Here is a 24894-nt window from a genome sequence, read left to right as displayed (position 1 = left end):
AATCACGCCTTCGCTAAATCCGCAGCCGTTTGATGCACGGCACGCGTTGAACCCCCAAATCCACGCAAGCGCAGCGCATTTCCCACCACGAACACGCTGGACATCGCCATGGCCGCGGCAGCGAACATGGGCGAAAGCGAAATCCCCCATGCCGGATATAGCGCACCCGCGGCCAACGGAATCAGCGCAACGTTATAAGCGAATGCCCAGAACAAGTTCTGCCGGATGTTGGCCAGCGTGGCGCGACTGATCGCCACGGCGTTGGCTACGGCGTCCAAATCGCCCGACATCAGCACCACGGAGGCGGCTTCGATGGCCACGTCCGTACCGGTACCGATGGCGATGCCCACATCGGCGGCCGCCAACGCCGGAGCATCGTTGATGCCATCGCCAACGAATGCGACGCGGCGTCCATCGCCACGCAACGCCTCGATGGCGGCGACCTTGCCATCTGGCAGGATTTCGGCATGCACGTCCTGGATGCCAAGCTGGCTTGCGACCCCGCGCGCGGTACGAGTGTTGTCGCCCGTGATCATCGCGGTTTGGATGCCCAGTGCATGCAGATCCCGTATCGCCTGCGCAGCCGTAGGTTTAATCGGATCGCTAACTGCCGCCACTGCGGCCAGCTGCCCATCCACAGCAACATAGATCGGCGTTTTACCGGATTCGGCCCATGCGGTGACATGCGAGGACAGCATGCTGCGTGACGACCTTGCGCCAAGTTGGCCAGCAGACGCGTCAGTCGTAGGCAATGAAGCGCCTGCGTCGCACACATGCCTCGCGGAAACGTCCTCCTCAAGCAATACACCTTGTTCATCAAGCAAGCGGCGGTTTCCCGCAATGACATGACGACCGTTGACGACGGCGCGTACACCCGCGCCGGTGATCGCGGTGAAGTCTTGCGCCTCGGGCAGTGCCAGACCACGTTGATTCGCAGCATCGACTATCGCATGCGCGATAGGATGCTCGGACCGTTGCTGTACCGACGCCAACCATGTCAGCACGTCGTCGTGGTCATACCCTTTGGCGACTTCCATGTCGGTCAGCGTGGGCTTGCCCAGGGTCAAAGTGCCCGTTTTATCGAAAGCGACCACATTCACGTCGCGCAGTCCCTGCAAGGCATCGCCTTGCCGGAACAGAATGCCGAGATCCGCCGCGCGTCCGGTGCCGACCATGATCGAGGTCGGCGTCGCCAGACCCATCGCACACGGGCAAGCAATAATGAGCACGGCCACCGCGTGCACCAATGCCACGGGCAGTGCGGGTGCCGGCGCCAGCCACATCCATAAAACGAACGTCACGCAGGCGGCCGCCATGACCGCTGGTACAAACCACGCAGTCACTTGATCGACCACGGCTTGAATGGGTAAGCGGGCGCCTTGCGCGGCTTGCACCATGGCAATGATGCGTGCCAGCATGGTGTCAGCGCCAGTCTGCGTCACCCGCAGGGTAAAACTGCCAGCGGTGTTCATCGTGCCGCCCGTCGCATGCATGCCGACAGTCTTCTCAACCGGGACGGGTTCGCCCGTCAGCATGGACTCATCGACATAAGAACTGCCTTCGATGATCTCGCCATCGATAGGGATCTTTTCCCCAGGGCGCACCACAACCATGTCGCCCACACGGACCTCTTCGATCGGCACATCGCGCAACTGCCCATCGCGGCGCACACGCGCGGTACGGGATTGCAGTGTCAGTAAGCGTTGGATCGCCGCGCCGGTGCGGCCCTTGGCGCGAGCCTCCAGCATCCGGCCTAGCAGGATCAACGTGACAATGACCGCCGCTGCCTCGTAATACACATGGCGCGCATTCCCCGGCAGCCAATGCGGCATAAACGTCGCGACCGTCGAATACGTCCACGCCGCGCCAGCGCCCAGCGCGACGAGTGAATTCATCTCCGGCGCGCGGCGCCACAGAGCCAGCAAGCCTTTGGTAAAGAAAATGCGCCCCGGCCACGCCAATACCGCCGTTGTCAGCACGAACTGGATGAACCAGCTGTTTTGTTGGCCGACCGACGCTTGCACCCAATGGTGCATGGCCGGGAAGAGGTGGGATCCCATTTCGAGCACAAACACTGGTAGCGTCAACACCAGCGCGATGATGAACGAGCGGCGCAGCGCGGCAGCTTCGGCTTCTTGTGCCTGCGCATGTCGCACTTCATGGTCGTCGTGAGCGACGATGGGCTCGGCCTCATAGCCCATGCGTGCGACCGCGGCGACCAGATCTGCAGGCTTCGTAGCAGCGGGGTCGTAGGCCACCAGCGCCTTTTCGGTGGCCAGATTGACGCTGGCCTGCTGCACGCCGGTTACGCCAGTCAGCGCCTTCTCAACGCGCTTGACGCAGGAGGCGCAACTCATGCCGGTGATGGCAAGCTCAGTTTGAGTCGTTGATGGATTCATAGCGGGTTCCGTCGGGGACTACACTTCGATTGCCCGAGTTTGATCCTTCCCACGTTGGTAAGGTCAAGTGCCATTGTAGGACTTGACCTTACCAATATGGGAAGGTTTATGCTGTTTCTGTTTCCAAATCGATTTTCGCCGCCCGTGTCGGCCCCAAACTCAGCGAGGTATGCAATGTCCATCGAATTCACCGTCCCGGATATGACCTGCGGCCACTGCGTCGCGACTATCACCAAAGCCGTGCAGGGCGTAGCACCCCAAGCCACCGTCACAACCGAGCTCAGCAGCCACCGGGTGACCGTGGAGGGCACCAACGATGCTGATACGGTGCGTCGCGCGATTGTTGATGCGGGTTATGAGGTCGCGGCGTGACTTGATAGATCGCATGCTGGCCGCCGAGTCGCCCGCATGCGCGATAATTTCTGCCTTATCGAATCTTACGTGACTATTGAGTTTAGCTATTGATTAAGTAAAATAATTAAATTAGACCGATCGATAGCCGTAGTTTAATATCTCTTCATGGTCGCAACTGACCTACCCACCAACTGGAGAGAATTTAATGCTGCAAAACCGCGAAGGCCAACGAGTCCCCAACGTCACTTTCCCCGTCCGCGAAGGCAACGAATGGAAGCAAGTGACAAGCGACGACATCTTCAAGAACAAGACCGTAGTCGTCTTCTCGCTGCCTGGCGCTTTCACGCCGACCTGCTCGTCGACGCACCTGCCGCGCTATAACGAACTGGCGCCCGCTTTCTTCGCTGAAGGCGTGGACAGCATCGTCTGCGTGTCGGTCAACGACACGTTCGTCATGAACGAATGGGCGAAGGATCAGGAGTCGTCCAACATCACGCTGCTGCCCGATGGCAACGGCGACTTCACCGAAGGCATGGGCATGTTGGTCGATAAGCGCAATCTGGGCTTCGGCAAGCGCAGCTGGCGCTACTCGATGCTGGTGAAAGACGGCGTGATCGAAAAGATGTTTATCGAGCCTGAGAAAGACGGTGACCCGTTTGAAGTCTCCGACGCCGACACCATGCTCGCCTACTTTGCACCGAAGTGCAAAAAGCCGGACCAAGTTGTTGTGTTCTCCAAGCCGGGATGTCCCTTCTGCGTTGAAGCCAAGGCGTTGCTGGCCGACAAGGGCTATGACGCGGTCGAGATTCCGTTGGATAACAAGGTCCGCGGCCGAGTCATCGGCGCGTTGACGGGTAAATCGACGGCCCCTCAGATCTTCATCAACGGCCAGTTGATTGGCGGCCTGGAAGACCTGAAGGCGCATGTTGGCGCCTAAGGCCTAACGCCACACCGCCGGAGCCAGGCTCCGGCCACCCCCTGTAAGCCTCACGCTCGCGCTTGTCGTCAAGACGGCTGCGCGGGCGTTTCTTTTTCGGCGCGCCTGATTGCTGCAGTGAAGGCGCCGGTCTAGTAGGAAACACCATGAAGACTTTGCATACCGACGTCGCCGTGATCGGCGCTGGCACCGCCGGCCTGGCGGCTTATCGTGCGGCACGCGCCGCCGGAAAACGTGCCTTGATGATCGAGGGCGGGCCCTTTGGCACCACCTGCGCTCGCGTGGGCTGCATGCCCTCGAAATTATTGATCGCCGCTGCCGAGGCCGCGCATAGCGCCGCGCACACCGCGCCGTTTGGCGTGCATGTAGACGGCACCATACGCGTAAACGGCCGAGAGGTCATGGACCGCGTTCGTCGCGAGCGTGATCGCTTCGTTGGTTTCGTACTGGAAGGCGTGGAGAATATCCCGGCAGAGGACAAGATCCCCGGCTACGCCAAGTTCGTCTCGGACACCGTATTGCGCGTGGATGACGCCTACGAGATACAGGCATCCAGCATTGTGATCGCCACCGGCTCGCGTCCGTCCGTGCCGCCGCCGTTCCTTGCGTTGGGAGACCGTTTAGTCGTCAATGACGATGTCTTTAACTGGGAGGATCTGCCCAAGAGCGTCGCGGTGTTTGGTCCCGGCGTCATCGGACTGGAGCTCGGTCAGGCCTTGGCGCGTCTGGGCGTCACGGTCCGCGTATTCGGTGTCAGTGGCAGCCTGGGCGGTTTGAGCGATCCCGCCGTGCGTCAACGCGCGCGCCGCACGTTCCAGGAAGAGTTCTATCTGGACCCGGACGCACGCGTCTTGTCCACGACCCGCGTCGGAGATCAGGTCGAAGTCCGCTATGTTGCCCTCGACAATACCGAACGCACGGAAGTCTTTGACTATGCGCTGGTCGCGACAGGCCGCCGCCCGAATGTCGATCAGCTGGGCTTGGAAAACACCAGCGTGGTTCGTGATGCGCGTGGCGTGCCGGAATTCGACCGCCATACGATGCAGTCGGGCGCGTCGTCGATCTTTATCGCGGGCGACGCCAACGCCGATGTGCCGTTGTTGCATGAGGCCGCCGACGAAGGCCGCATCGCAGGCCGCAATGCCGCGCTGTTTCCGCAAATCGAGCCCGGCCTGCGCCGCGCGCAGTTAGGCGTGGTGTTTTCCGATCCGCAAATCGCGTTGGTTGGCGCTTCGTACGCACGCTTGCCGAAAAACGGCTACGTGACCGGCGAGGTGGACTTTGGCGATCAAGGGCGCTCGCGTGTCATGCTGAAAAATAAGGGCATGCTGCACGTTTACGCCGAGATCGGTACAGGGCGGTTCCTTGGCGCCGAGATGATCGGACCGGCCGCCGAGCATATCGGCCATCTGCTTGCCTGGGCCGTGCAGCAGGACCTGACCATCGCGCAAATGCTCGATATGCCTTTCTATCACCCCGTGGTGGAAGAGGGCCTGCGCACCGCCTTGCGCGACGCCGCGGCGCAACTCGAGCGCCACGGCAGTCAGGCCGCGCTGCGCACGGCCGCCTGACGTTAATCGATCAAGCCGCGCGTTTCTGCGCGGTCTCGCCCGCGAGCGCGTCCAATACGGCGCGCTCGAATTGCATCTGCGTACGCGGATGCTCCAGCGTCGAACCGGTGACAATGAACACGTCCTCGACCCGGTCGCCCAGCGTCATGATCTTGGCCATCAAGACCCCGACTTTATGCCGCGCAAACACACGAGTGAGGGCATACAACAGCCCCGGACGGTCGGTGGCCGTCACCGACAGACGCCACGACTGGCTGCGTTCGTCCGGTTGCAATTCGGCTTGCGGCAATACCGGGAAAGCCTTGGACAGGCGAGACTGGCGGCGCATCGGCGCGACAGCATAGATCTCGTCCAGCGGCACGCCGTCTTGCAGTTGCTTGAGCCGCTGCGTTAGCTCGTGTTCCACCAGCGTTGCCTGCGCACGCAAATCGGACGCGCCTTCCGGCGGCAGCACGATAAAGCTGTCAAGCGCCCAGCCATGACGCGTGGTATGAATCCGCGCATCCTGAATGCCCAAAGATTTGGCATCGAAATACGCGCAGATCGCCACCACGAGGTCAATCACATCACGCGTATAAACCATGATCTGCAGACCTTCGTTGCGTTCAGTGGGGCGCGCACGCACGATGGGCTCCTCGGGCGTGACTTGATAGTAAAGATGACGCGTATGCCAGGCGATGTCGGAAGCATCGTGGCGCAGGAAGTACGCCACATCGAGCTGCTTCCAAAACGCTTCGCGCGCATCGTCACGCAAGCCTGCCAGACGGGTCAACCGTGCGGCTTCAGCCTTGCGCTCGGCAAGTACGGTATGCGTATCAACAAACGACCCGCCCAGAGCGGCCAGCGTCAGATGATACAGATCCTCCAGCAGCTTGCCTTTCCATGCATTCCAGACCTTGGGGCTGGTGCCGCGTATATCGGCCACGGTCAGCAAATACAGCGCGGTCAAATGACGCTCGTCGCCCACTTTCTGGGCAAATTCGGCAATGACGGCCGGGTCGGACAGATCGCGCTTTTGCGCTACCGCCGACATGAGCAGATGGTTGCGAACCAGGAATTCAACGAGCTTCGCGTCCTCCCGGTCCAGGCCATGATCGAGCGCGAACTTGCGTACTTCGCGCGCGCCCAACTCGGAATGATCACCGCCGCGGCCCTTGGCGATATCGTGAAACAGCGCGGCGACATACAGTAGCCAGTGCCGGTCCAGCTCCGCGACCAGCTGACTCGCCAACGGATATTCCTGGGCGTGTTCCGGCATCGTGAAACGACGCAGATTGCGCACCACCGCCAGCGTATGCTGATCCACCGTGTAAGCATGGAACAAGTCATGCTGCATCTGGCCCACGATGCGCCGGAATGCCGGCAAATAGCGCGGCAGAATATTCAGCATCGTCATCCGGCGCAGCTCATGAACGATGCCGCGCGGCTGCTGCAGGATTTGCAGAAACAGCTTGCGATTGACCGGATTGCGCCGGAATTGCGCGTCAATACGATGGCGGGAATGCCAGATCGCGCGCAACGTGCGCGGCGTCATCCCGGTCAGCTCGGGATGTTGCTGCATGGTCAAGAACGCGCGTAGCAATAAAGGCGGCTTCCGTTCGAAACCATCGTCGCGCACGATGTCCAGCCGATTGCGGACCTTGCGGAAATCTTCGTCGATTTCCGTGGCTTCTGTCTCCGGGCCGGGGAACAACCGTTCCTCGATGCTCGGAACCAGAATCGCATTGAGCTGCGTCACCAGACGGGCTGCCCAGTAATACCGCTGCATCAACAACTCGCTGCTGCGGCGCGTGGCGGTCGATTGAATGCCGTACACCTCGGCCAGCGCCGGTTGCAGATCGAACAGCACGCGATCCTCGCGACGTCGGCTCAGCAGATGCAGCTCAATACGCAGCCGCTTGAAAGCCTGCTCCGCACGACGCAAATCGCGGGCTTCAGAGGGTGTCAATAACCCGGCCTGCGCAACCTCGCGCCACGTACGGCCGAACCCTGCCGCGCGCGCCATCCACAGAATCACCTGCAAATCGCGCAGGCCGCCCGGCGATTCTTTGCAGTTCGGCTCCAGTGCATACGGCGTCTCGTGATAGCGAGCATGGCGCTGCTGCATTTCCACGCGCTTGGCGAGGAAAAATGCCGGCGCGTCCATCTGTTCGCGCATGGTCGTCTCGAACTGCTTCATTAGCGAGCGGCTGCCTGCGAGCCAGCGCGATTCCAACAGCGCGGTCTGCACGGTGATATCGGCTTCGGCCTCGCGCATGCAGTCATCCAGCGTGCGCACGCTATGGCCGGGCTCCAGGCCCAGATCCCAAAGCGCCGCCACGAGGGCCTGAATCGCCTCTGCTTCCGTGTCGGAGGGCGCCGCCGGCAACAAAATCAGCAGGTCGACATCCGAATGGGGATACAGCTCGCCGCGTCCATAACCCCCCACTGCCGCCAGTGTGGCGCCCGCCGGCAGGGGATAGAGCTTGAGCAAATCCCGCAGCGCCTGATCCACCAGCCTGCGCAAATCGTTGAGGAGAATATCGGGCCGCCGATGTTGGCGAAACTGCTCGATAGCGGCCCCGCGGGCGCGCTTGAGCTCCTCGCGCAGATCCGAGAGCGATGACAAAGTGGCGTTCATGGCGCGTTGGGCGTCAGTGTGGCGAGGGGGTTCAGGCGGCAGCCGGCAACACGAGGCGTTCGGCGACGAACTCAGGCGGCTGGCGCACACCGGGCGACAGCGTCAGCACTTCGTATCCCGTGTCGGTTACGAGCACGGCGTGCTCCCATTGCGCGGACAGGCTATGGTCGCGCGTCACCACCGTCCAGCCATCGGCCAGCTGACGGATTTCGCGGCGGCCGGCGTTGATCATCGGCTCGATGGTGAAAATCATGCCCGTTTGCAGACGCACGCCCGTACCGGGCTTGCCGTAATGCAACACTTGCGGGTCTTGGTGGAACTGACGGCCCACACCGTGGCCGCAGTATTCGCGCACCACTGAATAGCCGTTGGCCTCAGCGTGCTTTTGAATCGCATGACCGATATCGCCCAGGGTCGCGCCATTGCGCACTTGCTGGATGCCTTTCCACATGCATTCGAACGTCACTTCGGCCAACCGGCGCGACTGAATGCTGGGCTCACCCACGTGATACATGCGGCTCGTGTCGCCGAACCAGCCATCCTTGATGATGGTCACGTCGATATTGAGCGAATCGCCGTTCTTCAGAACCTTGTCGCCGGGAATGCCGTGGCAGATTTGATGATTGACGGACGTGCAAATAGCGCCAGGGAAGGGCGGATATCCCGGCGGCGCGTAGCCGATGGTGGCGGACTTTACGTGCAGAACGTCCGTCATGTATTCCAGACACAGCCGGTCCAGCTCTCCGGTTGTCACACCGGGTTTGACATAAGGAGTAATGAAATCAAGAATTTGCGCGGCGGCCTGACAAGCAGCACGCATCTTGTCGAGGTCGGCGGGGTCGGTAACGAGGGCCATGAATGAAGGATTCTCTTGGCTTGAGTAAGAAGACGGAAAGATAGTAGAATTATAGGCTTGCCTAAAAAACCGGGGCAATGTCGGTGGCGGCTTGGATCACAAACACGCGTCACATTGGCTTTGGCTCAGGCTTACTATGTATAAAGCATTGTAGGCCTTTCGCTAGTACGATCGTCTGGGTTTGCTCTTTGTAGTGGGGTTACCGTAGTGGGTGGCCCGCGGCAAGAGATCGATCGTCCGGTTCTAAGGTCAGACATTTCTGTGGCCATGGTGGTCACACGAAAAATCGCGCGTTACGTCACCCAGGGTGCTAGCCGTGCCATGCACGGGCCGGTACAGACGTAATGCAAGAAACAACCCTCGGAGAATGTTATGTCCCTCATGCGCGAAATGCTCGAAGCTGGCGTCCACTTTGGCCACCAGACCCGTTACTGGAATCCCAAGATGGCTCCGTACATCTTCGGTCACCGTAACAAGATTCACATCATCAACCTCGAACAAACCGTGGCGAAGTACCAAGAAGCCACCAAGTTCGTGAAGCAATTGGCTGCCCGTGGCGGCAACATCCTGTTCGTCGGCACCAAGCGCGCTGCCCGTGAACTGGTCGCAGCCGAAGCCGCCCGTTGCGGCATGCCCTTCGTTGACGCCCGCTGGTTGGGCGGCATGCTGACCAATTTCAAGACGGTCAAGACCTCGGTCAAGCGTCTGAAGGACATGGAAGCTGTCGTCGCCGAAGGCGGCGCTGAGCGCATGATCAAGAAAGAAGGCCTCCTGTTCCAACGCGAACTGGAAAAGCTGAACAAGTCGATCGGCGGCATCAAGGACATGAACGGTCTGCCCGACGCGCTGTTCGTGATCGACGTGGGTTACCACAAAATCGCCATCGCCGAAGCCCGCACCCTGGGTATCCCGGTGGTTGCCGTGGTTGATACCAACCACTCGCCCGACGGCGTGGACTACGTGATCCCCGGTAACGACGACTCGGCCAAGGCCATCGCGCTGTACGCCAAGGGCATCGCCGACGCCGTGCTGGAAGGCCGCGAGCAAAACCTGAACGGTCTGGTCGAAGAAGCCACCGAAGGTTCGGAAGAGTTCGTCGAAGTGCAGGACAACCAGGCCTAATGCCTGACCCGGCCCGGGCCCTGTCGCCGCATGGCGACGCGGCCGGGCCGACCCGTTCGAGACGGGCTCCCGTCTCTGGCCCGCTCAATGCGGGCGTCTTGTCGAATCAAATCATGTGTCCCGGTCAGTCGGGGCATATCTAAGCGAAATTGGAGCAATCATGGCTGAAATTACCGCCGCCCTCGTTAAGGAACTGCGCGAGAAAACCGACGCGCCCATGATGGAGTGCAAGAAGGCCCTGACCGAAGCCGAAGGCGATCTGGCTCGCGCCGAGGAAATCCTGCGCGTCAAGTTGGGTAACAAGGCCAGCAAGGCCGCTTCGCGCGTGACCGCCGAAGGCCTGATCGGTCTGTACATCTCGGACGACGCAAAGCAAGGCGCCGTTATCGAAGTCAACTGCGAAACCGACTTCGTCGCCAAGAACGACGACTTCGTTGCTTTCGTCAACGACCTGGCCAAGCTCGTCACCACCCAGAAGCCCGCCGATGTGGCCGCGCTGTCGGCGCTGCCGATGGGCGAAGGCACGGTCGAGACGACCCGTACCGCCCTGGTTGGCAAGATCGGTGAAAACGTGTCCGTGCGCCGCTTCCAGCGCATCGAAACGCCCAACTCGCTGGCCAGCTACGTGCACAGCGGCAAGATCGGCGTGCTGGTTGAATTCGCCGGCGCCGAAGAAGTCGGCAAGGACCTGGCCATGCACATCGCTGCGACCAAGCCCAAGGCCCTGAACGCTGACGGCGTTGCCGCCGAAGACATCGCCGCCGAGCGCTCGGTTGCCGAGCAAAAGGCCGCCGAATCGGGCAAGCCCGCCGAAATCGTCGCCAAGATGGTCGAAGGTTCGGTGCAGAAGTTCCTGAAGGAAGTCACGCTGATGTCTCAGCCCTTCGTCAAGAACGACAAGCAATCCGTTGAGCAAATGCTCAAGGAAAAAGGCGCCTCGATCAGCCAGTTCGCCCTGTTCGTCGTGGGTGAAGGCATCGAGAAAAAGACCACCGACTTCGCCGCTGAAGTCGCCGCCGCCGCCGCGGGTCAAGCTTAAGTTATCGTAGTACTCTGGGCCGGCTAGATTATTATCTAGTCCGGCCCTATTCTCGTCTTACATTTTCGTCGGATTGTTCCTCGGGGACATCACCTATGAGCAGCAGATCATACAAACGGGTTCTTCTCAAACTTTCCGGCGAGGCGCTGATGGGCGACGATGCCTTTGGCATCAATCGCGCGACCATCGTGCGCATGACCGATGAAATTGCAGAAGTAGCGGCGCTGGGCGTCGAGTTGGCCATCGTCATTGGCGGCGGCAACATTTTCCGTGGCGTGGCGCCGGGTGCTCAAGGAATGGACCGCGCGACCGCCGACTATATGGGCATGATGGCCACCATCATGAATGCCCTGGCGCTGCAGGATGCGCTAAAGAACAAAGGCGTGGATGCCCGCGTGCAGTCCGCCTTGAATATCGACCAGGTGGTCGAGCCTTACATCCGCCCCAAAGCCTTGCGTTACCTCGAAGAGGGCAAGGTCGTGATTTTCGCGGCGGGTACGGGTAACCCATTTTTCACCACCGATACGGCTGCCGCGCTGCGTGGCGCTGAAATCGGTGCGGAGATCGTGCTGAAGGCCACCAAGGTGGATGGCATCTACAGCGCCGATCCCAACAAAGATCCGACGGCTACGCGCTATACCCGCATCAGCTTCGACGAAGCCATCGTGCGTCGTCTCGAGGTGATGGATGCCACGGCATTCGCGCTCTGCCGCGATCAAAAAATGCCTCTGAAAGTGTTTTCGATCAATAAGTCCGGCGCACTCAAACGTGTTGTCATGGGCGAAGACGAAGGCACGTTGGTACACGTTTAACAAAGGATATTTCCATGAGCGTCGCAGAAATCCGCAAATCGGCCGAAACTCGCATGGCCAAGTCGCTGGACACGCTGAAAACCAACCTGTCCAAGATCCGGACCGGTCGTGCTCATACGGGTATTCTGGACCACGTCCAGGTCGAGTACTACGGCTCGCCCGTGCCCGTGAGCCAGGTGGCGAACGTCAACCTGGTCGACGCGCGTACGATCAGCGTTCAGCCCTACGAAAAGCCCATGCTTTCGGTCATCGAAAAGGCCATCCGCGAATCGGATCTGGGCTTGAATCCCATCTCCATGGGCGAGACCATCCGCGTTCCCATGCCCGCGCTGACCGAAGAGCGCCGCCGTGATCTGACCAAAGTGGTCAAGAGCGAAGGCGAGGACGCCAAAGTGGCCGTGCGCAACCTGCGTCGCGAAGCCAACGAAGCGTTGAAAAAGCTGGTCAAGGAAAAGGAGATTTCCGAGGACGACGAGCGCCGCGCTTCCGATGAAGTGCAAAAGCTCACCGACCGTCACGTGGCCGAAATCGACAAGATCGTGGCCACCAAAGAAGCGGAGATCATGACCGTATAATCGCGGTCAGGTATTGTTCGCGCGCGCGCCGCTTGCGCCGTACCGTTGCTGTCTCACCGGCGCGGTGTCGGTGTGGCGGCGCAATGTTTTTCAGCCAGCCTTTATGGCCGTTCCCGTTTCCACATGGTAACTAGCTCGACCCAGGCGATCCCCGCCACCCACGCAGTGCCGCAGCACGTGGCCATCATCATGGACGGCAACGGTCGTTGGGCAACGCGCAGGCTTTTGCCGCGTACAGCAGGGCACGCCAAGGGCGTGCAGGCCGTGCGTCGCGTTGTCGAGGCTTGCGGGCGGCGAGGGGTGCGTTACCTCACGTTGTTTGCCTTCAGCTCGGAAAATTGGCGCCGACCCGCCGAAGAGGTCGGCCTGTTGATGCGGCTTTTTGTGCAGGCGCTCGAACGCGAGGTGGACAAGCTCAACGAGCAGGGCGTGCGGTTACGCGTGGTGGGCGATCTGTCGCATTTCGAGCCCAGGCTCCAGACCTTGATCGCCGATGCCCAGGCTCGCACGGCGCATAACGATCGTCTGCATCTGACCGTGGCGGCCAATTATGGCGGCCGCTGGGATGTGCTGCAGGCCACGCGCGCCATGCTCGCGCAGCGTCCCGAATTGGCACAAGACCCGCAACGCATCGACGAAGCGGCTCTCAGCGCGCATTTGTCCATGGCGTGGGCGCCGGAGCCGGATCTGTTCATCCGCACGGGTGGTGAGCAACGCATTTCCAATTTTCTGATCTGGCAGCTTGCATATACCGAGCTGTATTTCACCGACTTGTACTGGCCCGATTTCGGGATGGAAGAGCTCGACGCCGCGTTCGAGTGGTATCGCACGCGCGAACGTCGTTTCGGGCGCACCAGCGCGCAACTGCGCGAAGAGGCGGCACGCTGAGCTTTACGGAGACTTTCTGATGCTCGTTCAACGCGTTATTACTGCCGTGGTGCTGCTCATCGTGCTTGCGATGACGCTGGCCTCGGATAACCCGTGGCCATTCACCGCTTTGCTCGCGTTGGGCGCGGCTTGCGCCTGCTGGGAATGGTTGCGTCTGACCGTGCGTCAGCCGCCCTCGGGCGCAGTTTGCGTCGGCGTGGCGGTGCTCGCGTTTGTGCTGATGCTGGGGTCTGCATGGATGTGGTTGCAAGACGGTGGCGCCTCATGGCGGGATATCGTCGTGCAAATCCTGACGCCTATCGTGGCGCTGGTGTGGGCGTTCGGCGCGACGGGCGCCGTGGTACAGGGTCGTTCCAGTGCGCCACCGGCCAGCGTGATGTGGTCGCTTTTCAGCGTGCCGGCGATCTTTACCGCGTGGTCGCTTCTGGCGTTGGGTTTCATGCAGCGTGGCTGGTGGTTCGTCGTGTCGTTGCTGGCTTTGGTGTGGATCGCGGACATCGCCGCCTACTTTGCCGGCCGGGCTTTCGGCAAGCGCAAACTGGCACCGAAGGTCAGCCCAGGCAAAACCATTGCCGGCGCGGTGGCGGGCGTGCTGGGCGCCGTGGTCTGGGTTTGGGGATCGAGCTTTTGGGCCGGCAGCTTTGGCGAGTCGCTGTTCGCGCGTTTGGGTCTGCCGCTGGGATTGCTTGCCGCCGCCTTGCTTGGCGCGATTTCTATTGTCGGGGATCTGTTCGAGTCCCTGTTGAAACGCCGTGCGGGACGCAAAGATTCGAGCAATCTGTTACCCGGCCACGGTGGTGTGTATGACCGCATTGACGCGATACTGCCCGTCGCACCGTTTGCCTTTTTGCTGTCTGGAGTGTTGTCTTGAGCCGTTTTCAACGTGTTGCGATCCTGGGAGCCACGGGATCTATCGGTGAAAGCACCCTCGATGTGATTGCCCGTCATCCAGACAGGCTGGGCGTGTATGCGCTGTCGGCGCATAGCCGCATGGAGCGGCTGGCCGAGCAGGCTGCCGCGAGCAACGCCGCCGTGGTGGTCGTTCCCGATACCGCGGCGCGACAGTGTTTTCTCGCTGCCTGGCCGACCGGCCGGGCTATGCCGGAGATTCGCGTCGGCGCGCAAGCCTTGGCCGATACCGCTGCCGATCCTGCGTGCGATACCGTGATGGCGGCGATCGTGGGCGCGGCTGGCTTGCCGGGCGCGCTGGCGGCCGCTCAGGCGGGAAAACGGGTGCTGTTGGCCAATAAAGAGGCGCTGGTAGCCGCCGGCGCGCTGTTCATGCAGGCCGTGCGCGACAACGGCGCTGAATTGTTGCCGATCGATAGCGAACACAACGCGATTTTTCAATGCATGCCCCGAGGCGACCGCGCTGGCGCGCCGACCGAACCCGCTCGAGGCGTGCGGAGGTTGTTGCTGACCGCGTCTGGTGGTCCTTTCCGCCGGCACGATCCGCAGGATCTGCACGACGTCACCCCCGATCAGGCCTGTAAGCATCCGAACTGGAGTATGGGCCGCAAGATCTCCGTCGATTCCGCGACCATGCTCAACAAGGGGCTGGAGGTCATCGAGGCGCACTGGCTGTTCGCCATGCCGGCCGAACGGATCGAGGTACTGATACACCCGCAAAGCGTCGTGCATTCCTTGGTGGAGTACGACGACGGGTCGGTATTGGCGCAGCTCGGTCAACCGGATATGCGTACGCCGATCGCCTATGGACTGGGTTTTCCCGACCGCTTAGCCAGCGGCGTGAGTCCGTTGGATCTGGCCAAAGCCGGCTGTCTCGAATTCGATAAACCGGATTTGAATCGGTTTCCGTGCCTGGCGCTGGCGTTCGACGCGTTGCGTAGCGGGCAGGGCGCTTGTATTGCGCTGAACGCGGCCAATGAAGTGGCGGTGGCGGCATTCCTCGCGGGCCGGCTGCGCTATACCTGGATTCCCCGGGTCATTGCCGCTGCGCTGGAATGGCAGCAGCAACGGTCTTCTGTTACGCTCGACTCTCTCGCCGATGTGCTGGCCCTGGATGCGGAAACGCGGGCCTATACCGGTAACCTCGGCCTGGCCTGACAGAAGAACCCGCTCACCCCACCATGCTTTTCACTCTGCTCGCCTTTGCCGTTGCCCTGGGCATCCTCATCACGTTTCATGAGCTAGGCCACTATTGGGTCGCGCGGCTGTGCGGCGTGCGGGTACTGCGCTTTTCCGTGGGGTTTGGCAAAGTACTGGCGCAACGCACCGATAAACATGGCACAGAGTGGGCGTTGTCGGCCATCCCCTTGGGCGGCTACGTCAAAATGCAGGATGACCCGCCAGCGGGCGCCACGCGCGCCGAGGCCGCACGGTCATTTAATACTCAGCCCGTAGGCCGTCGTATCGCCATTGTGGCGGCTGGCCCGTTATTTAATCTGATTCTGGCTGTCGCCCTTTATACCGGCCTTAACCTCGCGGGCACCGAAGAGCCGGTAGCGCTGATCGGGCCGCCAGCCGCCGAGACCCCCGCGCAACTGGCGGGATTTCGTGGCGGGGATCAAATTCTGGCAATCGATGATAGTCCCGTGGAGTCGTGGACCGATGCGCGCTGGCGGCTGACGGATGTGTTGTCCACCGGGGGACGCGTGAACGTTCAGGTGCGCACGGCCGATGGCAAGACCGTTGAACGCAGCTTGCAAGTGCCACCCAATCAGATGGACCCGCAACGCGGCGATCCGCTGGCCGAGGTTGGTCTGCGGCTGGCTCAGCCCAAGCCGGTCGTGCGCGCCGTCATCGAGGGAGGCGAGGGCGCCCGTGCCGGATTGATCGATGGCGACCGCATCATCCGTGCGGGCGAGCTTATCGATCCCGATTCGACGCAGCTGGTTCAGACGATCCGAGAGCACGCAGGCTCCTCTTTGCCCCTGACCGTGCTGCGCAATGGCGCCGAGGTCTCTCTGTCCGTGATTCCTCGGGCCGAGACGGTCGATGGCAAGGTTGTCGGACGTATCGGGGTGCAATTGGGCGGTACCGTTCCCATGGTGACTGTGCGTCATGGCCTGATCGGCAGCGTAACGGACGGCGTCGTGCGCACCTGGGATACGGCCTGGTTGTCGCTACGCATGCTGGGGCGCATGGTCATCGGCGAGGTTTCCTGGCGCAATATCACGGGGCCGGTCACCATCGCGGACTACGCCGGTCAGACCGCCAGAATGGGCTTTGCGGCTTATATCGCGTACCTCGCGCTCATTAGTATCAGTATCGGTGTTTTGAACTTGTTGCCTATTCCCATGTTGGATGGAGGGCATCTGCTGTACTATTTCGTCGAAATCGTTCGCGGCAGTCCGCCGCCTGAGCGTTGGATCGATATGGGACAACGCGCGGGTATCGGAATATTAGCCAGTCTGATGGGCTTAGCTTTATTTAACGACTTCGCTCGCCTGTTCACGTAACAGACGATCGAATAAAATCTCACGCCATTTGCTCGACCTAGGATAGCCAAGCACATGTTTTCTCGGATGTTTCATCACAAAAAAGGCTTGATGCCGGGCTTGCTTGCCGCGCTGCTCTTGCCGGCGATTGCACATGCCTTCGAGCCTTTTGTCGTACGGGATATCCGTGTCGAAGGCATTCAGCGTACGGACGCCGGCACGATTTTCGGCTATCTGCCGGTCAAGGTAGGTGAGCGATTCACCGAATCCGAGGCAACGGAAGCCGTGCGCCGACTCTATGGCACGGGTTTCTTTAGCGACGTCAAGATCGAAACGAGCAACGACGAAGTCGTCGTCGTCGTGCAAGAACGGCCGACCATCGCGTCCGTCACGTTCAACGGCATGCGCGAATTCGACTCCGCCGCCATCACGAAATCGCTGCTGCAGGTGGGTTTTGGCGAAGGGCGGATCTTCGATCAATCCATGCTGGAACGCGCCGAGTACGAGCTGAAAGAGCAATATCTGGGCAAGGGCAAGTACGGCGTCGAGGTCACCGCCACCGTTACCCCGTTGCCGCGCAACCGCGTGGGCGTGAGCTTTGACGTGTTCGAAGGCGATGTCGCCAAGATCCGTCAGATCAGCGTCGTGGGCAACAAGGCTTTCTCCGAAAGCGAGCTGCTCGATCTGTTTCAGCTGACCACGCCGGGGTGGTTGACGTGGTATACGGGCACAGACAAGTATTCGCGCGAAAAGCTCGAGGGCGATATTGAACGCCTGCGTTCGTTCTACCTGGATCAAGGCTACCTGGAATTCTCGGTCGAGCCGCCGCAGGTCACGATTTCGCCGGATCGCAAAGACATCTACATCACCGTCACCATCCACGAAGGCGAGCCTTACAAGGTACGCAATGTGAAGCTGGCGGGTAACTTGCTCGGCCTGGATTCGGAAATCCAGAAGCTGGTGCAGGTCAAAGAGGGCGAGACCTTCAACGCAGCCGAGGTTAACGATTCCGCCAAGGCCATTACCGACTACCTGGGCGAACTCGGTTACGCATTCGCGAACGTCAACCCGAACCCGACGCTGGATCGTGCAAACCACGAGGCCGATCTGACGTTCTACATCGACCCGAGCCGTCGCGTTTACGTACGTCGCATTCAGATCGGCGGCAATACTCGCACCCGCGACGAGGTGGTGCGTCGCGAGATGCGTCAGCAAGAAGCCGCCTGGTATGACTCGGGCGATCTGAAGATCTCGCGCGATCGTATCGACCGTCTGGGCTATTTCAACGAGGTCAACGTCTCGACCGATCCGGTGCCAGGTTCGCCCGACCAGGTCGACGTCAACGTCGACGTGAAAGAAAAACCCACTGGGATGATCAACCTGGGCGTGGGCTACGGTTCCACGGAAAAGGCGATCTTCTCGGCCGGGATCAGCGAAGACAACGTTTTCGGTAGCGGCACGAACCTGACCTTGCAGTTCAACACCAGCAAGACCAACCGTGCCGTGGTGTTGTCGCACACCGATCCGTACTTCACCAAGGATGGCATCAGCCGCACGACTTCGGCTTACTATCGCGTGGTCGAACCGTTCAACAATAACGACGGCGACTATCGTGTGAAATCGCTGGGTCTGGGGATGAACTTCGGCGTGCCGATCTCGGAATACGACCGGATCTTCCTGGGTGGTACGTACGAGCGCAACAGCATCGACCTGTACAACAATTCGCCGCAAGCCTACCGTGATTTCGTCAAGCAATATGGCGATACGACGAATGCGTTTATCCTGAATGCTGGCTGGTCGAAAGACACGCGTGACAGCGCACTGGCGCCGACCAAGGGTTCCTACACCCGCCTGAAGGCCGACGTTTCCGCCGGGGATCTGCAGTACTACATGCTGACGGCTCAGCAGCAGTACTACGTTCCGCTTGGCCGTGCCTACACCCTAGCCTTGAATGGCATGGTGGATTACGGCGCGTCCTATAGCAACAAAGACTTCCCGGTGATCAAGAACGTTTACGCCGGCGGTATCGGTACGGTGCGCGGCTATGACGGTGCATCATTGGGTCCGCGCGATACGCTGACGAACGACTATCTGGGCGGCGCCCGTCGTATTGTGGCGAATGCGCAGTTGTATCTGCCGTTCCCGGGTGCGTCCAAGGATCGTACTTTGCGGTGGTTCCTGTTCACCGACGCGGGCCAAGTCAGTCCGGGCAACGGGATGAAGTGCACGACGGGTGAACCCGGGCATGGTGTGCAAGATCCTTGCGGCTGGCGCTTCTCGGCCGGTATCGGCTTGTCGTGGCAGTCGCCGCTGGGTCCCTTGCAGCTTTCCTATGCTCGTCCGCTTAACTCCAAATCGGGCGACGACCTGCAAGCATTCCAGTTCCAGATTGGTACCGGGTTCTAATTCTGCAAAAGACCATCCGGTTACGCCTGTACACACCGGCAAGAGGCCGCAACACGGCCTCTTGTTGGATTAGTGGCACAATAACGGCTTTGCTTTACCTCATTCGAAGGTGAGATTTTCATGACGTCTGATTACGCACTCAACACCTCGAGCCCGGCGCGTGCAACACGCGTTGGCAAACTGCGCGGGTCGCTGGCCCTGGCGGGTGCGCTGTTCCTCGGTTCCGCCGTGACGCTGCCGGCCCATGCGCAAGGCACCAAGATCGGTTTCGTGAACACGGAGCGCATCCTGCGTGAGTCCGGCCCGGCCAAGACCGCGCAGAGCAAGATCGAGACAGAATTCAAGAAACGTGACGACGAGCTGCAACGCCTGAGCAACAGCCTGCGCACGCAAGTCGAAAAATTCGACAAGGACGCGCCTGTCCTTTCGGAGACCGACCGCGTCAACCGTCAGCGCGATCTGGCCCGTTTGGATACGGACCTGCAGCGCAAGCGCCGTGAATTCCAGGAAGACTTCAATCGTCGCCGCAACGAGGAATTCTCCGCGATCGTGACCAAGGCCAACCAGGCCATCAAGAACATCGCCGAGAAAGAAAACTATGACCTCATCGTGCAAGACGCCGTGACGGTCAATCCTCGCATTGACATCACCGACAAGGTGATCCAGGCCCTCGGTCGTTAAGCCGAGGTCGCATGCCTGTCCTGCTGGATACCGCCCGCGCCCCGGCCCTGGATGCGCTGCTGGCGTCGGTGAACACCCAAGGGCTTGATCTGCGGATTGAGTCCGGTAAGGCCGGGGATGTGCGAAGTCTGGATCTTGCCGAGGCTGCCGCTACCGGCGCAGCCTCGGCGGGCGTGCCTATGCCCCAAATTCGAGGCATAGGCACGTTGGCGTCTGCCGGTCCGGAAGAAATCACATTCCTGAGCAATCCGCGTTATCAAGCACAGCTTGCCGGTACGCGGGCGGCTGCCGTGATTGTCACGCCCGACGTGGCGCAAGCCATGGCGGCCAACGCCGAGATGCCCGCCGCTTTGCGCGTGGTGTGTGCGCACCCGTACCTGCTTTACGCTCGGCTGGCCCAATGGTTCGACGCCGCGCGTCGCCCAAAACTGCCCGCCAGCGTGCATGCGCTGGCCGTGGTCGCTGCCGACGCCGTGATCGAGGACGATGTGCGCATCGGTCCGCACTGCGTGGTCGAGGCTGGTGCACGGATCTCGCGCGGCACGACGCTCGGCCCGGGCTGCGTCATCGGCGCCGGCTCGACTGTCGGTCCCGATTGCATGCTGCACGCCCGTGTCACGCTCTACGACAATGTGCACATTGGCGCACGCGCCATCGTCCATAGCGGCGCCGTGCTGGGCGCTGACGGCTTCGGTTTTGCGCCCGATCCGACCTTGGGCAAGGGCGCCTGGGGCAAAATCGCGCAACTTGGCGGCGTGCGTGTGGGCGATGATGTCGAGATCGGCGCGAACACCACGATCGACCGTGGCGCGCTGGAAGACACGGTGATTGGCGATGGCGTGAAGCTGGACAACCAGATCATGATCGCTCACAACGTCCGTATCGGGGCACATACCGCGATCGCCGCGTGCGTGGGGATTGCCGGGTCCACCGTTATTGGCTCACGTTGCACGATCGCGGGCGCCGCCATGCTGTCGGGTCATCTGACGCTCGCGGACGATGTGCATGTTTCCGGTGGGACGGCGGTGACGTCGAGCATTACCCAGCCGGGGCGTTACACTGGCGTGTATCCGTATGCGGAGCATGGCCAGTGGCAGCGCAATGCCGCTGTGATACAACAGCTGTCGCAGCTGCGCCGCCGGCTGCGCGCACTCGAGAAAGACTGACACGCCCTCGCGTTCGACGAGGGCGGCGCAACTATCAAATACGCTAGGAATTTTTAGAAATGGAACTCGACATCAAGGCGATCATGGAGCGTTTGCCGCATCGCTATCCGATGCTGCTCATCGACCGCGTTCTGGAGATCGTGCCGGGCAAATCCATCGTCGCCATCAAGAACGTGTCGATCAATGAACCGTTCTTCGAGGGACATTTCCCGCATCATCCGGTCATGCCGGGTGTGCTCATCACCGAAGCCATGGCGCAGGCGGCCGCGCTGTTTTCGTTCACGGACGAGGACGGTGGCCTGAAGTGCGACAGCGCCAAGACGGCGTATTACCTGGTGGGTATCGACGAGGCCCGTTTCCGTCGACCCGTGGTGCCGGGTGACCAGCTCCGTCTGGAAGTGCAAGCCGAGCGGCTTAGCCGCGCGATCTGTAAATATTCCGGGCGCGCCTTAGTGGACGGCCAAGTCGTGGCCGAAGCCAAGCTGATGTGCGCAATCCGTAGCTTGGAAGCTTAAATGTCTGGAAATATCCATCCCACAGCCTTGGTCGACCCGGCCGCCAAGCTCGACAGCAGCGTGCGCGTCGGGCCGTATTCGGTTATCGGCCCAGATGTCACCATCGATGCCGGGACGGAGATCGGGCCGCATTGCGTGATCGATGGTGTCACCACGATCGGGCGCGAGAACCGGATTTACCGTTATTGCTCTGTCGGCGGCATGCCGCAGGACAAGAAGTACGCGGGTGAACCCACGCGTCTGGTGATCGGTGACCGCAACACGATCCGTGAATTCACGACCTTCAATACCGGCACGGTCCAAGACGGTGGCCTGACCACGATCGGCAACGATAACTGGATCATGGCCTACGTGCACGTGGCGCATGATTGCCACGTGGGCAACAACACCATTTTGGCGAATTCGGTGCAATTGGGTGGGCATGTGCACGTCGGCGACTGGGCGATTGTCGGTGGACTCACGGGCGTGCACCAGTTCAGCAAGATCGGCGCCCACAGCATGACCGGCGGCAACAGCTCGCTCATGCAGGATATGCCGCCGTTTGTGTTGGGCGCGGGCAACCCCTGCCGTCCGGTCGGCATCAATGTCGAAGGCCTCAAGCGCCGGGGCTTCAGCGCCTCGGTGATCAGCAGCCTGCGCGAGGCGTACAAGATCGTGTTTCGCCGTGGCTTCTCGTTGGATGAGGCGCGCGCCGAGCTGCGTGCCCGCCAGCAATCGCATCCGGATGCCGCCGAAGCGCTGCAGGTTCTGATCGACTTTTTCGACGCCTCTACCCGGGGCATCATCCGTCCATGACCATCACTGTCGGCATGGTCGCGGGCGAGCCCTCGGGCGACCTGCTGGCCAGCCGTGTCATCAATGGCTTGCGCGCCGCGCAGGCCGATCTGCGTTGTCAGGGGATTGGCGGGCCAGCCATGGACTCGGCCGGTTTCGAAGCCTGGCATCCTATGCACGCGCTGACGGTGTTCGGCTATGTAGACGCGTTAAAGCGTCTGCCGAGCTTGCTGCGCACGTATGGCGATGTGAAACGCCGCTGGCTGGCGACGCCGCCCTCGGTCTTCGTGGGCGTGGACGCGCCTGACTTCAATCTGAAGCTCGAATTACAGCTTCGACAAGCCGGTATTCCCACGGTGCACTTCGTGGGGCCCTCTATCTGGGCTTGGCGTTACGAACGCATCCACAAGATTCGCGAAGCGGTCTCGCATATGCTCGTGCTGTTTCCTTTCGAGGAAGAGCTATACCGCAAAGAGCGGATTCCCGTCACGTACGTGGGCCATCCGCTAGCCGATGCCATCCCCATGGAGCCGGACCGCGCAGCGGCACGTCACCGCCTTGGCTTAGATGACAACGCCCGGGTGTTGGCGATTCTGCCGGGCAGCCGGTCCTCGGAGATTCGCATCCTGGCGCCGCGTTTTTTACAAGCGGCTCAGCAGCTGCGGAAACGTGATCCTGCACTGGTTTGCGTGGTCCCCATGGTCAACGCGCAACGTCGGCAAGAGTTTGAGGCGATCTTGGCACAGTATCCCGTGCCGGGGCTGCGGTGCATTACGGCCGACGATGTGCCGGCGGCAGACCGGATGCCGGTTGCGTGGACCGCTTTGGAAGCCAGCGATGCGGTGTTGGTGGCGAGCGGGACGGCGACCCTGGAAGCCGCGCTGTTTAAGCGGCCGATGGTGATTTCCTACTATTTGTCGCCTTGGATGCGGCGTATCATGGCCTGGAAATCGGGTCAGCAGCGCCCGTATCTGCCCTGGGTGGGGCTTCCGAATGTCCTGTTGCGCGACTTTGCCGTGCCCGAGCTCTTGCAGGATGACGCCACGCCGGACAAACTGGCGGCTGCAACCTGGGAAGCCCTGACTGACGAGGCGCATGCGGCGCGAGTGCAGTCGCGATTTACCCAGATGCATCATGATTTAACGCGCGATACGGCCACACTGGCTGCTCGCGCCATCCTCGACGTGGCTCATGGACCAGCATAGCCTTTTCAGCGACATTACCCCGGATTTCACGGGCATCACGATGGCCGGCGTGGACGAGGCCGGTCGTGGCCCGTTGGCCGGTGCGGTCTACGCGGCGGCAGTGATTTTGGACCCGTCACGGCCCGTTTTGGGTCTGGCAGACTCGAAAGTACTGACCGCGGGTCGCCGGGAAGAGCTGGCTTTTGATATCCGTGAGCGCGCGCTGAGCTGGTGCGTGGCCAGCGCCACGGTCGAGGAAATCGACACGCTGAACATCCTGCGCGCCACCATGTTGGCCATGCAGCGCGCGGTCGAAGGACTAGCGCAGTTTCCGCAGGTTGCGATGGTCGATGGCAATCAAGCGCCGTCGCTGCGTTGCACCGTACAGACCGTGATAAAGGGCGACGCGCTTGTGCCCGCGATTTCAGCGGCCTCGATTTTGGCCAAAACCGCGCGCGATGCCGATTTGCTGCGCCTGCACGAACAGTTCCCACAGTATGGTTTCGACCAGCACAAGGGATATGGCACGGCTCTGCATTTGACTCGCCTACGCGAGCATGGCCCGTGTCTGGAGCACCGTCGCAGTTTCGCGCCCGTGCGCCAGTTGCTCGCGGCGGCCGTCTAGGAATCGTTCGCCGCCACGTCGAATCGCGGCCTCATCGTCTGAAGGCGCCTAATATTCGCCTTTGGCAGATTCGCGCAACGCCTTTGTTGCCGCCTTAGTGTCTATCGCCCAAACTTCTCGTCATGAAACACATCGCCTCCCGCGACAACCCTCAGTTCAAACAGTTGCAGCGGCTGGCGCAGCATGCCGGACGACGCGGAGAGCGCGCCATTCTCGAAGGCGTGCATTTGTGCCAGTCGTGGCTGTCGCTCGCTGGCGCGCCCGCCTTGGCGGTATTCGCTGAAGAACGCCTAGAGCGGCCGGAACTCGCGGACCTACTGCGAGGCCTGAGCGACACCATGGCTGCGCGCGACATTCTCATCGTCCCCACGACACTCCTCAAGCATCTGGAAACCGTAGAGACAGGCCAGGGCGTCATTTTTGTTGTCGATCCGCCAGTGCCCACGCTACCAGAGCGATTCGATGAATCAACGGTGTGGCTGGATCGTGTCCAGGACCCAGGCAATGTCGGCACAATTCTGCGAGTGTGCGCGGCTGCAGGCGTAGGCCGCGTGTTGCTTTCCACGGGATGCGCCGCGGCATGGTCGCCCAAGGTCTTGCGTGGCGGACAGGGCGCGCATTTCGCGTTGAAGGTTCACGAACATGTGGATCTGATCTCCTGCGTCGAGCGCTTGGACGTGCCTCTAGCAGTCACGACGCTGGATCAGGCCGAAGACCTGTATTCGACTGCCTTGCCTTCCGCCTGCGCCTGGGTGCTTGGCCATGAAGGGCAGGGTGTGAGCGCCGAATTGCAGGCGCGTGCGAAATTGCGCGTGCGGATCGACCATTCGCCCAAGGTCGAGTCTCTGAACGTCGGCATCGCGACCGCACTGTGTCTGTTCGAGCAGCGCCGTCAAAACGCGCTTCGCTAGCGCCGCGCTTCTCGCTACACAAGGGCCGGACCCGCTACCCAACGGCGGCGCCTATATC

General features: G+C 61.1%; 22 protein-coding genes. 19 read left to right on the top strand and 3 right to left on the bottom strand.

Annotated elements, in window-relative coordinates; genetic code table 11:
• Positions 1–2: 2 nt before the first annotated feature.
• On the bottom strand, positions 3–2399 hold the full coding sequence (locus GOQ28_RS13580) for a heavy metal translocating P-type ATPase (protein ID WP_160356833.1): 2397 nt from the start codon (positions 2397–2399) through the stop codon (positions 3–5).
• Positions 2400–2573: 174 nt separating this feature from the next.
• Between GOQ28_RS13580 and GOQ28_RS13575 the strand changes: the two genes are divergently transcribed.
• From GOQ28_RS13575 to GOQ28_RS13565, 3 genes are all read left to right on the top strand, one after another.
• Positions 2574–2771 (top strand): heavy-metal-associated domain-containing protein, encoded by a 198-nt coding sequence (locus tag GOQ28_RS13575; protein WP_160356832.1) that lies wholly within the window; start codon positions 2574–2576, stop codon positions 2769–2771.
• 187 nt (positions 2772–2958) lie between these two features.
• The gene (locus tag GOQ28_RS13570) at positions 2959–3690 is read left to right on the top strand and encodes a glutathione peroxidase (RefSeq protein ID WP_160351570.1); all 732 of its coding nucleotides are present in this window, start codon (positions 2959–2961) and stop codon (positions 3688–3690) included.
• A 146-nt stretch (positions 3691–3836) separates the two neighbouring features.
• Entirely contained in the window at positions 3837–5261 is a 1425-nt protein-coding gene (locus GOQ28_RS13565; RefSeq protein ID WP_160356831.1) for a dihydrolipoyl dehydrogenase, read from the top strand.
• Positions 5262–5271: 10 nt separating this feature from the next.
• On the opposite strand, the gene GOQ28_RS13560 is transcribed toward GOQ28_RS13565, so the two are convergent.
• Both GOQ28_RS13560 and map read right to left on the bottom strand, forming a co-directional pair.
• Positions 5272–7881: a [protein-PII] uridylyltransferase gene (locus tag GOQ28_RS13560; protein WP_160356830.1), complete on the bottom strand. Its 2610-nt coding sequence runs from the start codon at positions 7879–7881 to the stop codon at positions 5272–5274.
• A gap of 31 nt (positions 7882–7912) precedes the next feature.
• Positions 7913–8737, bottom strand: a complete 825-nt coding sequence (gene map / locus GOQ28_RS13555; protein ID WP_160351573.1) for a type I methionyl aminopeptidase — start codon at positions 8735–8737, stop codon at positions 7913–7915.
• Positions 8738–9109: 372 nt separating this feature from the next.
• Here map and rpsB point away from each other — a divergent pair, with 372 nt between their 5' ends.
• From rpsB to GOQ28_RS13475, 16 genes are all read left to right on the top strand, one after another.
• On the top strand, positions 9110–9859 hold the full coding sequence (gene rpsB, locus GOQ28_RS13550; RefSeq protein ID WP_160351574.1) for a 30S ribosomal protein S2: 750 nt from the start codon (positions 9110–9112) through the stop codon (positions 9857–9859).
• 160 nt (positions 9860–10019) lie between these two features.
• A complete protein-coding gene (gene tsf, locus GOQ28_RS13545) occupies positions 10020–10898 on the top strand; it encodes a translation elongation factor Ts (protein WP_160351575.1) in 879 nt (292 codons plus the stop codon).
• A gap of 95 nt (positions 10899–10993) precedes the next feature.
• On the top strand, positions 10994–11710 hold the full coding sequence (gene pyrH / locus GOQ28_RS13540; protein ID WP_160351576.1) for a UMP kinase: 717 nt from the start codon (positions 10994–10996) through the stop codon (positions 11708–11710).
• 14 nt (positions 11711–11724) lie between these two features.
• Positions 11725–12285 (top strand): ribosome recycling factor, encoded by a 561-nt coding sequence (gene frr / locus GOQ28_RS13535; RefSeq protein WP_160351577.1) that lies wholly within the window; start codon positions 11725–11727, stop codon positions 12283–12285.
• 123 nt (positions 12286–12408) lie between these two features.
• The gene (uppS, locus tag GOQ28_RS13530; protein ID WP_160356829.1) at positions 12409–13173 is read left to right on the top strand and encodes a polyprenyl diphosphate synthase; all 765 of its coding nucleotides are present in this window, start codon (positions 12409–12411) and stop codon (positions 13171–13173) included.
• A 19-nt stretch (positions 13174–13192) separates the two neighbouring features.
• Positions 13193–14044 (top strand): phosphatidate cytidylyltransferase, encoded by an 852-nt coding sequence (locus GOQ28_RS13525; protein WP_160356828.1) that lies wholly within the window; start codon positions 13193–13195, stop codon positions 14042–14044.
• Entirely contained in the window at positions 14041–15240 is a 1200-nt protein-coding gene (locus GOQ28_RS13520) for a 1-deoxy-D-xylulose-5-phosphate reductoisomerase (RefSeq protein ID WP_160356827.1), read from the top strand. Before GOQ28_RS13525 ends, GOQ28_RS13520 begins: the two co-directional genes overlap by 4 nt.
• Before the next feature lie 23 nt (positions 15241–15263).
• Positions 15264–16595: an RIP metalloprotease RseP gene (rseP, locus tag GOQ28_RS13515; RefSeq protein WP_160356826.1), complete on the top strand. Its 1332-nt coding sequence runs from the start codon at positions 15264–15266 to the stop codon at positions 16593–16595.
• A gap of 54 nt (positions 16596–16649) precedes the next feature.
• The gene (bamA, locus tag GOQ28_RS13510; RefSeq protein WP_160356825.1) at positions 16650–18980 is read left to right on the top strand and encodes an outer membrane protein assembly factor BamA; all 2331 of its coding nucleotides are present in this window, start codon (positions 16650–16652) and stop codon (positions 18978–18980) included.
• Between the two features lie 120 nt (positions 18981–19100).
• A complete protein-coding gene (locus GOQ28_RS13505; RefSeq protein ID WP_160351583.1) occupies positions 19101–19661 on the top strand; it encodes an OmpH family outer membrane protein in 561 nt (186 codons plus the stop codon).
• Positions 19662–19672: 11 nt separating this feature from the next.
• Complete coding sequence (gene lpxD / locus GOQ28_RS13500; RefSeq protein WP_160356824.1) at positions 19673–20827, top strand: UDP-3-O-(3-hydroxymyristoyl)glucosamine N-acyltransferase; 1155 nt, start codon at positions 19673–19675, stop codon at positions 20825–20827.
• A 59-nt stretch (positions 20828–20886) separates the two neighbouring features.
• Positions 20887–21342, top strand: a complete 456-nt coding sequence (gene fabZ / locus GOQ28_RS13495) for a 3-hydroxyacyl-ACP dehydratase FabZ (RefSeq protein WP_160351585.1) — start codon at positions 20887–20889, stop codon at positions 21340–21342.
• Positions 21343–22137, top strand: a complete 795-nt coding sequence (gene lpxA, locus GOQ28_RS13490) for an acyl-ACP--UDP-N-acetylglucosamine O-acyltransferase (protein WP_160356823.1) — start codon at positions 21343–21345, stop codon at positions 22135–22137. It begins immediately after the preceding gene.
• A complete protein-coding gene (gene lpxB / locus GOQ28_RS13485) occupies positions 22134–23321 on the top strand; it encodes a lipid-A-disaccharide synthase (protein ID WP_160356822.1) in 1188 nt (395 codons plus the stop codon). Before lpxA ends, lpxB begins: the two co-directional genes overlap by 4 nt.
• Positions 23308–23925: a ribonuclease HII gene (gene rnhB, locus GOQ28_RS13480; protein WP_160356821.1), complete on the top strand. Its 618-nt coding sequence runs from the start codon at positions 23308–23310 to the stop codon at positions 23923–23925. The genes lpxB and rnhB overlap by 14 nt, the downstream gene beginning before the upstream one ends.
• A gap of 122 nt (positions 23926–24047) precedes the next feature.
• Positions 24048–24836 (top strand): TrmH family RNA methyltransferase, encoded by a 789-nt coding sequence (locus GOQ28_RS13475; protein WP_160356820.1) that lies wholly within the window; start codon positions 24048–24050, stop codon positions 24834–24836.
• The last annotated feature ends 58 nt before the right edge of the window (positions 24837–24894 follow it).

Origin of the sequence: Bordetella sp. 02P26C-1 (genome assembly GCF_009763255.1) — a bacterium.
In the GTDB taxonomy this organism is placed as follows: Bacteria; Pseudomonadota; Gammaproteobacteria; order Burkholderiales; family Burkholderiaceae_B; genus Bordetella_A.
This window is presented reverse-complemented; position numbering and strand designations above follow the sequence as displayed.

Excerpts from the sequence above, each read along its gene's own strand:
- GOQ28_RS13580 (WP_160356833.1), bottom strand. The coding sequence starts at position 2,399 with ATGAATCCATCAACGACTCAAACTGAGCTTGCCATCACCGGCATGAGT.
- GOQ28_RS13575 (WP_160356832.1), top strand. The coding sequence starts at position 2,574 with ATGTCCATCGAATTCACCGTCCCGGATATGACCTGCGGCCACTGCGTC.
- GOQ28_RS13570 (WP_160351570.1), top strand. The coding sequence starts at position 2,959 with ATGCTGCAAAACCGCGAAGGCCAACGAGTCCCCAACGTCACTTTCCCC.
- GOQ28_RS13565 (WP_160356831.1), top strand. The coding sequence starts at position 3,837 with ATGAAGACTTTGCATACCGACGTCGCCGTGATCGGCGCTGGCACCGCC.
- GOQ28_RS13560 (WP_160356830.1), bottom strand. The coding sequence starts at position 7,881 with ATGAACGCCACTTTGTCATCGCTCTCGGATCTGCGCGAGGAGCTCAAG.
- map (WP_160351573.1), bottom strand. The coding sequence starts at position 8,737 with ATGGCCCTCGTTACCGACCCCGCCGACCTCGACAAGATGCGTGCTGCT.
- rpsB (WP_160351574.1), top strand. The coding sequence starts at position 9,110 with ATGTCCCTCATGCGCGAAATGCTCGAAGCTGGCGTCCACTTTGGCCAC.
- tsf (WP_160351575.1), top strand. The coding sequence starts at position 10,020 with ATGGCTGAAATTACCGCCGCCCTCGTTAAGGAACTGCGCGAGAAAACC.
- pyrH (WP_160351576.1), top strand. The coding sequence starts at position 10,994 with ATGAGCAGCAGATCATACAAACGGGTTCTTCTCAAACTTTCCGGCGAG.
- frr (WP_160351577.1), top strand. The coding sequence starts at position 11,725 with ATGAGCGTCGCAGAAATCCGCAAATCGGCCGAAACTCGCATGGCCAAG.
- uppS (WP_160356829.1), top strand. The coding sequence starts at position 12,409 with ATGGTAACTAGCTCGACCCAGGCGATCCCCGCCACCCACGCAGTGCCG.
- GOQ28_RS13525 (WP_160356828.1), top strand. The coding sequence starts at position 13,193 with ATGCTCGTTCAACGCGTTATTACTGCCGTGGTGCTGCTCATCGTGCTT.
- rseP (WP_160356826.1), top strand. The coding sequence starts at position 15,264 with ATGCTTTTCACTCTGCTCGCCTTTGCCGTTGCCCTGGGCATCCTCATC.
- bamA (WP_160356825.1), top strand. The coding sequence starts at position 16,650 with ATGTTTTCTCGGATGTTTCATCACAAAAAAGGCTTGATGCCGGGCTTG.
- GOQ28_RS13505 (WP_160351583.1), top strand. The coding sequence starts at position 19,101 with ATGACGTCTGATTACGCACTCAACACCTCGAGCCCGGCGCGTGCAACA.
- lpxD (WP_160356824.1), top strand. The coding sequence starts at position 19,673 with ATGCCTGTCCTGCTGGATACCGCCCGCGCCCCGGCCCTGGATGCGCTG.
- fabZ (WP_160351585.1), top strand. The coding sequence starts at position 20,887 with ATGGAACTCGACATCAAGGCGATCATGGAGCGTTTGCCGCATCGCTAT.
- lpxA (WP_160356823.1), top strand. The coding sequence starts at position 21,343 with ATGTCTGGAAATATCCATCCCACAGCCTTGGTCGACCCGGCCGCCAAG.
- lpxB (WP_160356822.1), top strand. The coding sequence starts at position 22,134 with ATGACCATCACTGTCGGCATGGTCGCGGGCGAGCCCTCGGGCGACCTG.
- rnhB (WP_160356821.1), top strand. The coding sequence starts at position 23,308 with ATGGACCAGCATAGCCTTTTCAGCGACATTACCCCGGATTTCACGGGC.
- GOQ28_RS13475 (WP_160356820.1), top strand. The coding sequence starts at position 24,048 with ATGAAACACATCGCCTCCCGCGACAACCCTCAGTTCAAACAGTTGCAG.